Origin of the sequence: Paenibacillus sp. Root52 (genome assembly GCF_001426865.1) — a bacterium.
GTDB lineage: Bacteria > Bacillota > Bacilli > Paenibacillales > Paenibacillaceae > Paenibacillus.
Genome location: NZ_LMFO01000012.1, coordinates 551369 through 563915 on the forward strand (window position 1 = coordinate 551369; position 12547 = coordinate 563915).

Sequence of the window (12547 nt, forward strand, 5' to 3'; positions counted from 1 at the left end):
GCTAGAATGGATAGCGGGAGGAGAGTTGCACATGCATAAGAGATGGAAACGAGTGCTTCAGTTTGGGTTGTCAGGCATGATGGCGATAGGATTGCTAACTGGCCCTACTGGAATGGTGGATGCGCAAGCGGTCAACACGATACATTTTACCGGATACTTTGATAAACAATTACGAGAGAAGTTTGCGGTTACCGCGGATTCTTTTCCAGTCGTTAACGTTCGTTTAGTCAAGCAGGATGAACCGGACGTGGTTTATTATGATGTCGGAACTTCCATTTTGATATCCAAGGACGAAGTGCTTACGAATTATCATGTCGTTCAGGAGTATGCGGAGCTAGCGAAGGGTGATGAGGGAACGTTAAGCGTTGCCAGTCCAGGCGAGCTGAAGCGTCCGATCAAAGCCAAAATTATAAAGACTGATCCGGTAACGGATATGGCGCTACTGAAGCTGGACGAAGAAATAAATGCACAGCCTGTAACGTTTGCAAACGCAAGGGATAATCAACTAGTTTACACAATTGGTTTTCCCAAAAATCCAGATGGAGATTTAGTAATTCTCGATGATGAATTCCCAGCGACATACAATACAATTGCTAAAAGCCGGGTTTCCAGTCCTAATGCAACCGATGTTCCAGGTCGAAAAGGGATAGGCAGTATTGTAAAATCCATGGCACAAGGTAACTCTGGTGGCCCTGTGTTGGATCAGAACAATCAAGTCATTGGCATGATGACCTTTGTCTATGGTTCAAGAACGTACTTTATTACATCACAAACCCTGCAAGACTTTATCAAAGACAGTGCAAAACCTACGAGAAAGCAAGTGGTTGTTGCAGGCAAGGTCTCAAATTAATTAAATTATACTTATGAAGCTTTTTAAAAAGTAGATCGAACAAAAACCTATAGCTGCATGCTGCTCATCCTTCTTGTTCTGGTAACGGAGATAAGAAGGGTGAGTTTTTTTGCGTTAAAAGTTATACGATTAGTACTCGAAATGGTCATTTAGAGCCTCTGTTTACATTTTCCTTGGATTATCCTTGTGATTTCCCTCCTTGATGGGTATCATTAGTGTGAGGTGACATGACAAACATGGAAAGATTACAAAAAATTATTGCTCAAGCTGGTATCGCATCCCGTCGCAAAAGCGAGGAACTGATCCAGTCCGGCAAAGTAGAAGTCAATGGGGAGGTCGTGACCGAACTCGGCACGAAAGCAAACCCTGAAGAGGATATCATTACGGTAAACGGGAAACCAATCCGCAGTGAGAAAAAAGTGTACTTGCTCATGAACAAACCAAAAGGTGTAATTACAAGTGCTTCCGATCCAGAAGGACGGAAAATTGTTTCCGATTACCTTAAAGGGGTCAAAGAACGTGTATATCCAGTAGGAAGACTGGACTATGATACGGAAGGTTTATTGATTCTTACGAATGACGGCGAATTTGCACATTTGCTGACACATCCTAAGCACCATGTACCCAAAACGTATTTGGCAACAGTCAAAGGAGTTCCGCATGGATCGGCTCTGGAAAAATTAAAGACAGGGATTATGCTTGATGATGGTATGACCGCTCCGGCTGAGGTTGAATACAAGGATGTGGATACCGCGAACAATGAGGCCGTAATCTCAATTACTATTTATGAAGGTCGTAACCGCCAGGTTCGACGGATGTTTGAGGCGATTAACCATCCGGTGACACGCTTAAAACGTATTGCTTTTGGTGGGATTTTGCTACAAAACCTGAAACGGGGACTGACTCGTAATCTATCCAAAGAAGAAGTCAATAACCTAATTCAACTCGCAAAATCAGAACCAGCCAAAAAAATGAAGAAAAGGTAATGTAAGGACACATAATTTTCATAAAACTGCCGCAATTTTGTGACGGAATTCGCTATAATTGTTCATAGGATGTTCACAGATATCTGGGACAGTTACGTATTGCGAATGATCTATATAAATTGAACTAAACATTTACACGGGAGGTTTGTGTACTATTCTTTAGTTCAATTTATATAGTCACCTTAAAAGGAGAGCGCACATGGGGAAATCAAGAAGAACGGTGCAGATCGTCATTTTGTTTTTGATCCTGGTGTTGGGCGGATATGCAATTAGTACATCCGCATCCGGCTCGAATGGCAAGCCAAAAGAAGGAGATCGAGCACCTTCTTTTGAACTGCTGGGCTTGGACGGTCAAGTACATACGTCTGAGGAATACGAGGGCAAGGCACTAGTCGTCAACTTCTGGGGGACATGGTGTGAGCCTTGTGTGAAGGAGATGCCTGCACTTCAAGCACAAGCGGATAAGTGGAAAGACCAGGGTGTTCAATTTATCGGGATTAATGTAGGGGAAGATCAGATGACCGTAGAGCATTTTGTGAAGCAGGTTGGTGTTACATTTCCTATTATGCTTGATCGTGACAAAAATTCAGTTCGAGATTATGGGATATCTCCGATGCCGACTACATTCTTCGTGTCTAATACGGGCAAAATTTCTACCATTCACATTGGTCAACTAGATTTAGACACACTTGACGCTCAAATTTCACAACTGGCTAAACAGCCCTGAACGGAGGTCCAGTCGTGTTCCAAAACACAAAATGTGAGTGTGGACACCAAAATCCAGTAGGCACGGTGCTGTGCGAAGCCTGCGGAAAGCCACTGCTTGAAGCTGAGGCCAAATCAGATGAAGTGCTCGAAATGCGTTATGATGGAATGGCTCGACGTTCACAGCGCAGCAATCCGAATATCATTGATAAGGTTTGGAACTTTTTCTCATCCGTAAAAATTGCTGTGTACATGATTGTGCTTACCCTGCTTGGGTCTATACTTGGGACAATCTATCCTCAAGAAAGCACGTTTCTTAATATTGACCCTTCCGTGTACTACAAAGAGACGTATGGGCAATTAGGTCATATCTATTATCTACTGGGCTTATCCCATACATACGAATCATGGTGGTTTATACTTTTACTTGTGTTAATTGGTGCTTCGTTAGTCATATGCAGCCTTGACCGAGTACTCCCACTTTACAAAGCGCTGAACAAGCAAAAAATCCGAAAGCATATGCAGTTTCTTACCCGACAACGTCTCGTGTACCAAGGTTCAATTGAGGGTGATTCTGCGGATTGGATTAAGAAAGCGGTTACGCCGCTTAAAAAGAAGGGGTATCGTGTACATACCGAAGGTGATGCATTGCTTGCTGAGAAGCAGCGATTCAGCCGATGGGGACCTTATGTTATCCACATTGGACTCATCATATTTTTACTAGCTGTGCTTGCTCGGGGATTACCGGGATTGAACTTGGACGAGCATGTGGCATTTCCCGAAGGTGAGATTAAGAAGATTCCGAATACATCTATGTATTTGAAGAATGAACAGTTTAATGTGGAGTTCTACAGTGAGGAAGAGGTAACGGAACAATTTCGTAATTTGAATCGGATGGTTCCTAAGCTCTTCGAAACCAAAGTTGTGCTGTATGAATGTACTGCTGATTGTTCGGATCTGACCAAAAAACCTCAGTTGTCTGAGGTTGCAAGACATGATGTGCGAGTAAATCATCCACTAAACTATAACGGGCTGAAGGCATATCAATTTGATTACGACTTAACCCCAACCATTCGATCGGTTACTCCTGAATTGGTTAATGCTCAAACAGGTGAGAAGATTGGCGAACTGAAGATCGATATGGTGGATACACAGCCAAGCTTCCAAGTTGGGCCATATACGTTAGAGGTCAAAAATAAATTTATGGACTTTGCTTTGGATGCACAAGGTAAACCCACCTCGAAGTCGCCCTCACCGAATGCACCAGCCTTTTTATTTTTGATTACCGGGCCAGAGCTGCCTGAAGGGGGCATTCAATATTTGTATTTTGCCAAGCAAATCGACAAAGAGCGATTTCAACAAGATTCAATTAACCAACAGCTCTCGGGTGATCCAATCCCATTTCAGTTAGAAGTGGATAGTATGGATAAAGTGGACATCATTCAATCGGTAAGTTATCTCAATATCCGAATTGATAAAGCAATGCCTTTTGTCTGGGTAGGGGCTGGAATTGTTATGTTGGGCCTGATTATGGGCTTCTACTGGCATCACCGCCGTATATGGATACGTATTGATGATGGTCATCTTACGCTTGGAGGTCATACCAACAAAAATTGGTTTGGCTTTAGGCGCGAGGTTGCAACTGTGCTAAAACAGATGAATGTGGAAGTAGATGAGAAGTCGTTGGATAACGGGGGGAACCAAGCATGAGTTTATTGGATTTCAGCAGCGACGCATTTATTGTATCTTTTTTTCTCTATAGTGCAGCGTTTATGTTATATGGTGTGGCGGTTATGGGCAAAAAGTGGAGTAATCGTGATCCTCAGGCTCATGTTGAAAAATGGGGCAAGAGAGCCTTTATTGCCTCAACGATAGCACTTGCAGCTCATTTGATCTTTTTCTTCACTCGGTGGGCTGGTGCAGGGCACATACCTGTAAGCAATATGTATGAATTTATGAGCTTTTTATCCATGATGATTATGGTAGCTTTCATCGTAGTCTATGCCATTTATCGTAAAACATTGATTGGACTTTTCGCGTTACCACTTACCATTATTATTATGGCGTATGCGGCCGTATTTCCACAGGAAGTGCAGCCACTCATTCCTGCGCTACAATCTATTTGGTTGAAAATTCATGTCACCTTGGCAGCACTAGGTGAAGCCTTCTTTGCAGTGGGCTTTGCGGCAGGGTTTATGTATTTGTTGCGCACCGTTGATTTCAGTGGCAAGGATAAATCCTCTAGACGTCAGCGTGGTTGGGTTGAATTTACACTGATTACGATTGTGGTTGTCATTGGATTTATCGGTACAGTATTTGCTTTTCGTGCGTCTGGATATGAAGCTGTGTTCGTCAAAGAAACAGCGAGCATTGACACAGAGGTACAGGGAAATAGTACAATAGAGAAAGTGATTTATCGCATGCCTCCTATTTTTGCACCGTATCAGAGTGAGGTAGAGAGCATGAAACCGTTTCTTGGTATGAAAGAACCGTTACTTGAGACACCATCTTGGATGAACGGGGTAAATGCTGGACGCAAACTGAACACGGTGGTATGGTCTGTAATCATGGGTCTGATCCTGTATGGCATTATTCGTTTAATTGTAAGAAGACCACTTGGACAAGTCCTACAACCTGCATTAGATGGTATTGATGCTGATGATCTAGATGAAATTAGTTATCGAGCCATTGCCATTGGCTTTCCGATTTTTACGTTAGGTGCGTTGATTTTTGCTATGATATGGGCTCAGATTGCTTGGAGTCGATTCTGGGGCTGGGATCCGAAGGAAGTATGGGCATTAATAACGTGGCTTTATTATAGTGTATACTTACATTTACGTTTATCTCGAGGATGGCAGGGACGAAAATCTGCTTGGCTTGCGGTGTTAGGCTTCTTGGTTGTGATGTTTACATTGGTTGGTGTCAATCTGATCATCGCAGGGCTACACTCTTATGCTGGGGCAGATTAAGGCGGTTGTTTCGTAACGTTCTGGAGAGAAACCCATGAAACATAGGTGTGAGCCCTCACGTTAAAAGCGGGCATTCAAATATTGTTCGCCAGATCGAACATAATAGAAGTGACGAGCAGTTATTGCAAAGGGGCTGGAGTTGGAATGGCAGAGCATGAGAATCGAATTCTCGTTGTGGATGATGAAGAACGAATCCGCAGACTTTTGAAAATGTATCTTGAAAAAGAAGGCTATGAAATTGATGAGGCAGAGGACGGAGAGACTGCTCTGCGAAAAGCAACGGCAGGAGATTACGGACTGATTCTTCTGGATGTCATGTTGCCAGGGATGGATGGCGTTGAAGTGTGTACGCGACTCCGTCAAGTTAAATCAACTCCTGTTCTGATGCTGACAGCAAAAGGTGAAGAAATTAATCGGGTTCAGGGTTTTGAGGTTGGAGCTGATGATTATGTGGTCAAGCCATTTAGTCCACGCGAAGTGATATACCGAGTGAAGGCTATATTACGTCGTTCATCTGCAACAGCGTACTTGTCCAAAGAGAGTAACTCAAGCAACAACATCGTATTCCCACACTTGGTTATTGAACATGATGCTCACCGCGTAACAGCAGGCGGAGAAGAGATTAGTCTTACACCAAAAGAATACGAACTGTTGCATTATTTGGCTACTTCTCCAGATAAGGTTTTTTCTAGAGAAGAGCTTCTCAAGGATGTTTGGAATTATGAGTTTTTCGGTGATCTCCGTACTGTAGATACACATGTTAAGCGTCTTCGTGAAAAATTAAACAAGGTTTCGCCTGAGTCGGCGGCGATGATTACGACAGTTTGGGGTGTGGGCTATAAACTGGAAGTACCGAAATAGTTTTGCGTTCTGGAGATCGCTCGTTGGCAAGTTATGGATTACGATTATTTTCCTTGTGGGCTGTGTACTCATAGCGCTGGGGCTTTTTTTGCTGCCTTACATTGATACCAATTTTGCTGAATCAGAGTCGAGGGATATCAAGAGATTATTTACGTATGTCTGTATTATAGGCTTCAGTTTGACAACATTCTTTGCGTTATTTCTCTTTACTAAAATCACTCAGCCGATGCAGCAATTAATTCAAGCAGCTAACTCCATTCGAAAAGGAAATTATGATACCCGTCTTTCACTCGTGACGAGTGATGAAATTGGCGAATTGGCAAACACATTCAATCATATGGCTGCGCAACTAGAAGATAATATCCGGAATCTTAATCATGAAAAAGAGCATCTAGCTAGTGTGCTACGAAGCATGACGGATGCAGTAGTTACGTTTGATGGTGAAGGCAAAGTGATTCTAACCAATCCTCCAGGCGAGAAAATTATGCAGGTTTGGTGCGATCTAGATTGGTCACAAGCGGATACAGATGATACATCAGAACGGGGAAGTGCTTCTCGGGATGTACCCGAGCCGCTCATTCCTCTGTTCAAGCTCGTTATGGAGCAAGGTGGGGATCAGAGTTCCAACGTTCATGTTCAACAGGGAGTATGGTCTGTTCAGATGACGCCGCTATATGCGGATAGTGTGATTCGAGGAGCTGTTGCTGTACTTCGTGATGTAACGGAGGAAGTGCGCCTGGAGAAGATGCGGCGAGATTTTGTTGCGAATGTATCACATGAAATACGTACGCCTTTATCCATGATGCAGGGCTACAGTGAAGCTCTTTTGGATGGTATGGCAGCATCTCCGGAAGAGAGTGAAGAATTAATTCAGGTTATTCATGATGAGTCTCTTCGTATGGGGAGATTGGTGAAAGATCTATTGGATCTGGCTAGAATGGAAGCAGGTCATACAGATATGGCGATGAGAGAAGTTGATCTGGTGGAAGTACTTGAACGAGTTTATCGCAAATTCTCGGTACGTTCCAAAGAACAAGGGATCTCGCTCCACTTGGACTGTGCACAATCCTCCATTAAGCTGCATCACGCAGATGAGGATCGGCTTGAGCAGGTCTTCACCAATCTGTTGGACAATGCTTTTCGACATACTCCTACGAATAAAAACGTTATGATATCAGCAAAGTTTGTAACAGATAGTCGAATTCCTGCAGCCAAAATCTCGATTAAGGACGAGGGTGTAGGCATTCCAACATCGGATTTACCGTTTATCTTTGAACGGTTCTACAAGGCTGATAAAGCTCGTGTTCGCGGGGAAAGTGTAGGCACGGGTTTGGGACTTGCTATTGTAAAAAACATTGTAGATGCTCATCATGGAACCATACAGGCGAATAGCATTCTTGGCGAAGGAACTGAGTTTATGATGCAGTTTCCTGTTGATTCTCCGAAATAGATTGATTTTATACAAAAAGTGCGAAGACACCCTCCAATGGAGGGTGTTTTTTTGTTGAAGTCTACCGTTTAATCTTGTTCAACGTGGAACAACGATGTCAATAATTTCAGTGAAAAGATGTGTCCAAGATAATTTTTCCTCCACTAGCTCATATGCTTGAGGAATAAGGTCATTAAAGGAGGATTGAATTACGCATGTCCGATCGGCGCAAAAGAGTAAATATTAAGGCATTTTTGGACGGTAGATCGTTTAGAGCAGGTTCTCCTTTTATTCCAATAACCGAAAGTGAAAGGGAACAGTTTGAAGCGATCTTGCGAACCCTTGCCATTAGTATCCCAGCAGCTATTAGTCAACCTACGGCATCCAATATAAGTACATTACAAACTGGATTGAAGAACTTGCTTGCCTTTGTTAACGATTCAGGATTTCGTGCTGGAGTAAAGGCGGAACTTCAAGCCGTGTTAGAGTTAAGTATTGCAGGTTCGGAAGTTGTTCCGGTAGCTTTGATAAATTTGGCAGGTAACCTACAGAATCTGTTAGATGACTTATTAAGTGTAACTTTGCTGCTTGAAATTGCTCCGGCAGAAAAAGATAACCTGGTAGGATTAATTCGTTCCATATCTGTGTCACTTAGTAGAGCAACGACAACATTTGGCTCATTAGGAATTACTGGCCCAGCTGGGCCACCTGGAGCACCAGGTGTACCAGGTGTTCCGGGCGTTCCAGGCGTACCTGGACCAGCGGGACCTCCAGGAACAAATGGACCTGCGGGAGTAGTAGGGCCAGCTGGTCCGATTGGCCCACAGGGGCCACAAGGGATTCAAGGAACACAGGGACCGGCAGGCGCTCCGGGTACTGGTTTGAACAACATCACATTATTTGATCCGGCTCTTGCTCCATCGTACGCCCAAGGTCAGGTTGTTAGTTTCAATGGGAGTGTTTATGTTGTTAATGTAAATGGTCCGATTGGACTTCCAGGCAGTTCTCCAGATTATAGCTTGTTGCTTTTGGCTGGCACAACAGGAGCTACAGGTGCGACTGGTGTTGGGCTGTCTGGTTCGGTTCCCTTTGATCCAGCATCTGCTCCTTCGTATGCGGCAGGTCAAGTGGTCACGTTTAATGGAAGTACTTATATATCAAGTGTAGCAGGTCCATTGGGGACACCAGGCACATCCTCAGATTACACCTTACTTGCTGGTGCAGGTATAACAGGTGCAACTGGAGCAACAGGTATAGGGCTTGGTGGTGCACTTGCCTTTGATCCAGCTCAGGCACCGACTTATCCAGCTGGTCAGGTAGTGACATATAACGGTAGTACGTATATTACGAATGTAGCTTCACCCACGGGAACACCGGGTACATCGCCAGATTATACATTATTAGCAGGTGCCGGTCCTACAGGGGCAACAGGTGTAACGGGTGTGACAGGAACCACAGGTGTAGGTTTAAGTGGCATTGTACCATTTGATCCAGCATTGGCACCGACGTATCCTTCGGGCCAAGTTGTCACGTTTAATGGAAGTACGTTTGTTACGAACGTAGCTTCGCCAACTGGTATCCCGGGTACGTCGCCAGATTATACGTTGTTAGCAAGTGCAGGAGTAACAGGTGGCACAGGGTCAACTGGCGCTACAGGTTCTGGTGCGACAGGAGCAACAGGTGGTACGGGAGCAACGGGTGTAGGACTAAATGGGATTCTACCATTTGACCCAGCAGTAGCACCGACGTATCCAGCGGGTCAGGTAGTTACGTTTAATGGAAGTACCTATGTTGCGAATGTGGCAGCACCAACGGGTACCCCGGGCACATCGCCAGATTATACGTTGTTGGCGAGTGCAGGAATAACAGGTGGCACAGGGGCGACTGGTGCCACAGGTTCTGGTGCGACAGGAGCAACAGGCGGTACGGGAGCAACCGGTGTAGGATTAAGTGGGATTCTGNGCAGGAATAACAGGTGGCACAGGGGCGACTGGTGCCACAGGTTCTGGTGCGACAGGAGCAACAGGCGGTACGGGAGCAACCGGTGTAGGATTAAGTGGGATTCTGCCATTTGACCCGGCAGTAGCACCGACGTATCCAGCGGGTCAGGTAGTTACGTTTAATGGCAGTACGTATGTTGCGAATGTGGCAGCGCCAACGGGCACCCCGGGAACATCGCCAGATTACACGTTATTGGCGAGCGCAGGAATAACAGGTGGCACAGGGGCGACTGGTGCCACAGGTTCTGGTGCGACAGGAGCAACAGGCGGTACGGGAGCAACCGGTGTAGGATTAAGTGGGATTCTGCGGCACAGGGGCGACTGGTGCCACAGGTTCTGGTGCGACAGGAGCAACAGGCGGTACGGGAGCAACCGGTGTAGGATTAAGTGGGATTCTGCCATTTGACCCGGCAGTAGCACCAACGTATCCAGCCGGTCAGGTAGTTACGTTTAATGGCAGTACGTATGTTGCGAATGTGGCAGCGCCAACGGGTACCCCGGGAACATCGCCAGATTACACGTTATTGGCGAGTGCAGGAGCTACCGGGGTAACAGGTATAGCTGGGGTTACGGGAGCAACAGGGGTTGGTACGACAGGTGCAACTGGTTTAACAGGAGCGACCGGCGCAGGCTTAACCGGCATTGTAGCATTTGACCCAGCGGTGGCACCAACGTATCCGGCTGGTCAGGTAGTCACGTTTAATGGAAGTACGTATGTTGCAAACGTAGCTTCACCAACGGGCACACCGGGCACGTCTCCAGATTACACGTTATTGGCAAGTGCAGGAGCCACTGGGGTAACTGGAGTAGCTGGTGTTACCGGAGCCACAGGAGTGGGAATTACGGGGGCAACTGGTTTAACGGGAGCAACCGGTGTAGGTTTAACCGGCATTGTAGCATTTGATCCAGCCGTGGCACCAACGTATCCGGTCGGTCAGGTAGTTACGTTTAACGGTAGTACGTATATTGCAAATGTGGCAGCACCAACGGGCACCCCGGGTACGTCGCCAGATTACACGTTATTGGCGAGTGCAGGAGCCACTGGGGTAACTGGAGTGACCGGAGTCACAGGAGTGGGAATTACGGGGGCAACTGGTTTAACGGGAGCAACCGGTGCGGGCTTAACAGGTATTGTAGCATTTGATCCAGCGGTGGCACCAACGTATCCAGCCGGTCAGGTAGTTACGTTTAACGGTAGTACGTATATTGCAAACGTAGCTTCACCAACGGGCACACCGGGTACGTCGCCAGATTACACGTTATTGGCGAGTGCAGGAGCCACNACGTTTAACGGTAGTACGTATATTGCAAACGTAGCTTCACCAACGGGCACACCGGGTACGTCGCCAGATTACACGTTATTGGCGAGTGCAGGAGCCACAGGAGTAACAGGTACAGCTGGAGTTACAGGAGCAACGGGCGTTGGTACGACGGGGGCAACGGGATTAACGGGAGCAACCGGTGCAGGCTTAACCGGCATTGTAGCATTTGACCCAGCGGTGGCACCAACGTATCCAGCCGGTCAGGTAGTCACGTTTAACGGTAGTACGTATATTGCAAACGTAGCTTCACCAACGGGCACACCGGGTACGTCGCCAGATTACACGTTATTGGCGAGTGCAGGAGCCACAGGAGTAACAGGTACAGCTGGAGTTACAGGAGCAACGGGCGTTGGTACGACGGGGGCAACTGGTTTAACGGGAGCAACCGGTGCGGGCTTAACGGGTATTGTAGCATTTGATCCAGCCGTGGCACCAACGTATCCGGCTGGCCAGGTAGTTACGTTTAATGGAAGTACGTATGTTGCAAATGTGGCAGCGCCAACGGGTACCCCAGGCACATCGCCAGATTACACGCTATTGGCGAGTGCGGGAGTCACAGGAGTAACAGGTACAGCTGGAGTTACAGGAGCAACTGGAGCTGGAGTGACGGGCGCAACTGGAGCTACGGGTGCAGGTTTAACGGGCATTGTAGCATTTGACCCAGCGGTGGCACCAACGTATCCAGTAGGTCAGGTAGTTACGTTTAACGGCAGTACGTATGTTGCGAATGTGGCAGCACCAACGGGCACACCGGGTACGTCGCCAGATTACACGTTATTGGCAAGTGCAGGAGCCACAGGAGTAACAGGTATAGCTGGATTAACAGGAGCAACTGGGGTTGGTACAACAGGAGCAACGGGAGCGACCGGTGCAGGCTTAACCGGCATTGTAGCATTTGACCCAGCGGTGTCACCAACGTATCCAGCCGGTCAGGTAGTCACGTTTAACGGTAGTACGTATGTTGCAAACGTAGCTTCACCAACGGGTACACCGGGCACATCGCCAGATTACACGTTGTTGGCGAGTGCAGGAGCTACTGGGGTAACAGGTGTAGCCGGAGTTACAGGAGCAACAGGCATTGGTACGACGGGTGCAACTGGTTTAACGGGAGCGACCGGTGCAGGCTTAACCGGCATTGTAGCATTTGACCCAGCGGTGGCACCGACGTATCCAGCGGGTCAGGTGGTTACGTTTAATGGCAGTACGTATATTGCGAACGTGGCTTCACCGACAGGCACCCCGGGCACGTCACCAGATTACACGTTATTGGCGAGTGCAGGAGCGACTGGAGTTACAGGAGCCACAGGCGTAGGMRTAACAGGTGMAACWGGAGYGACTGGTATCACTGGAGCCACAGGCRTAGGCATAACAGGTGAAACAGGAGCGACTGGTATCACTGGAGCCACAGGCRTAGGCATAACAGGT

At 46.8% G+C, this 12547-nt stretch carries 8 protein-coding genes and 1 pseudogene; all 9 read left to right on the forward strand.

Features of this window, described 5'->3' with window-relative positions:
• The first annotated feature begins 31 nt into the window (after nt 1–31).
• Nucleotides 32–850 carry a S1 family peptidase gene (locus ASD24_RS14030; RefSeq protein WP_056696644.1) on the forward strand — a complete coding sequence of 273 codons (819 nt, stop codon included), beginning with the start codon at nt 32–34 and terminating at the stop codon, nt 848–850.
• A 236-nt stretch (nt 851–1086) separates the two neighbouring features.
• Nucleotides 1087–1836, forward strand: a complete 750-nt coding sequence (locus ASD24_RS14035) for a pseudouridine synthase (RefSeq protein ID WP_056696646.1) — start codon at nt 1087–1089, stop codon at nt 1834–1836.
• Nucleotides 1837–2035: 199 nt separating this feature from the next.
• Nucleotides 2036–2563: a redoxin domain-containing protein gene (locus ASD24_RS14040; RefSeq protein WP_056696649.1), complete on the forward strand. Its 528-nt coding sequence runs from the start codon at nt 2036–2038 to the stop codon at nt 2561–2563.
• Nucleotides 2564–2577: 14 nt separating this feature from the next.
• Nucleotides 2578–4251: a cytochrome c biogenesis protein ResB gene (resB, locus tag ASD24_RS14045; RefSeq protein ID WP_056696651.1), complete on the forward strand. Its 1674-nt coding sequence runs from the start codon at nt 2578–2580 to the stop codon at nt 4249–4251.
• A complete protein-coding gene (gene ccsA, locus ASD24_RS14050) occupies nt 4248–5510 on the forward strand; it encodes a cytochrome c biogenesis protein CcsA (RefSeq protein WP_056696653.1) in 1263 nt (420 codons plus the stop codon). Before resB ends, ccsA begins: the two co-directional genes overlap by 4 nt.
• Nucleotides 5511–5654: 144 nt before the next feature.
• Nucleotides 5655–6371 (forward strand): response regulator transcription factor, encoded by a 717-nt coding sequence (locus ASD24_RS14055; RefSeq protein ID WP_017687664.1) that lies wholly within the window; start codon nt 5655–5657, stop codon nt 6369–6371.
• Nucleotides 6340–7821 (forward strand): ATP-binding protein, encoded by a 1482-nt coding sequence (locus ASD24_RS14060; protein WP_310141984.1) that lies wholly within the window; start codon nt 6340–6342, stop codon nt 7819–7821. Before ASD24_RS14055 ends, ASD24_RS14060 begins: the two co-directional genes overlap by 32 nt.
• A gap of 194 nt (nt 7822–8015) precedes the next feature.
• Nucleotides 8016–9761, forward strand: a 1746-nt coding sequence (locus ASD24_RS30295) for a collagen-like repeat preface domain-containing protein (protein ID WP_235540561.1), incomplete at its 3' end; no start/stop codon positions are given.
• Nucleotide 9762: 1 nt separating this feature from the next.
• Nucleotides 9763–11082, forward strand: a pseudogene (locus tag ASD24_RS31510) (exosporium glycoprotein BclB-related protein); the annotation flags it as partial.
• Between the last annotated feature and the right edge of the window lie 1465 nt (nt 11083–12547).

Excerpts from the sequence above, each read along its gene's own strand:
- ASD24_RS14030 (WP_056696644.1), top strand. The coding sequence starts at position 32 with ATGCATAAGAGATGGAAACGAGTGCTTCAGTTTGGGTTGTCAGGCATG.
- ASD24_RS14035 (WP_056696646.1), top strand. The coding sequence starts at position 1,087 with ATGGAAAGATTACAAAAAATTATTGCTCAAGCTGGTATCGCATCCCGT.
- ASD24_RS14040 (WP_056696649.1), top strand. The coding sequence starts at position 2,036 with ATGGGGAAATCAAGAAGAACGGTGCAGATCGTCATTTTGTTTTTGATC.
- ccsA (WP_056696653.1), top strand. The coding sequence starts at position 4,248 with ATGAGTTTATTGGATTTCAGCAGCGACGCATTTATTGTATCTTTTTTT.
- ASD24_RS14055 (WP_017687664.1), top strand. The coding sequence starts at position 5,655 with ATGGCAGAGCATGAGAATCGAATTCTCGTTGTGGATGATGAAGAACGA.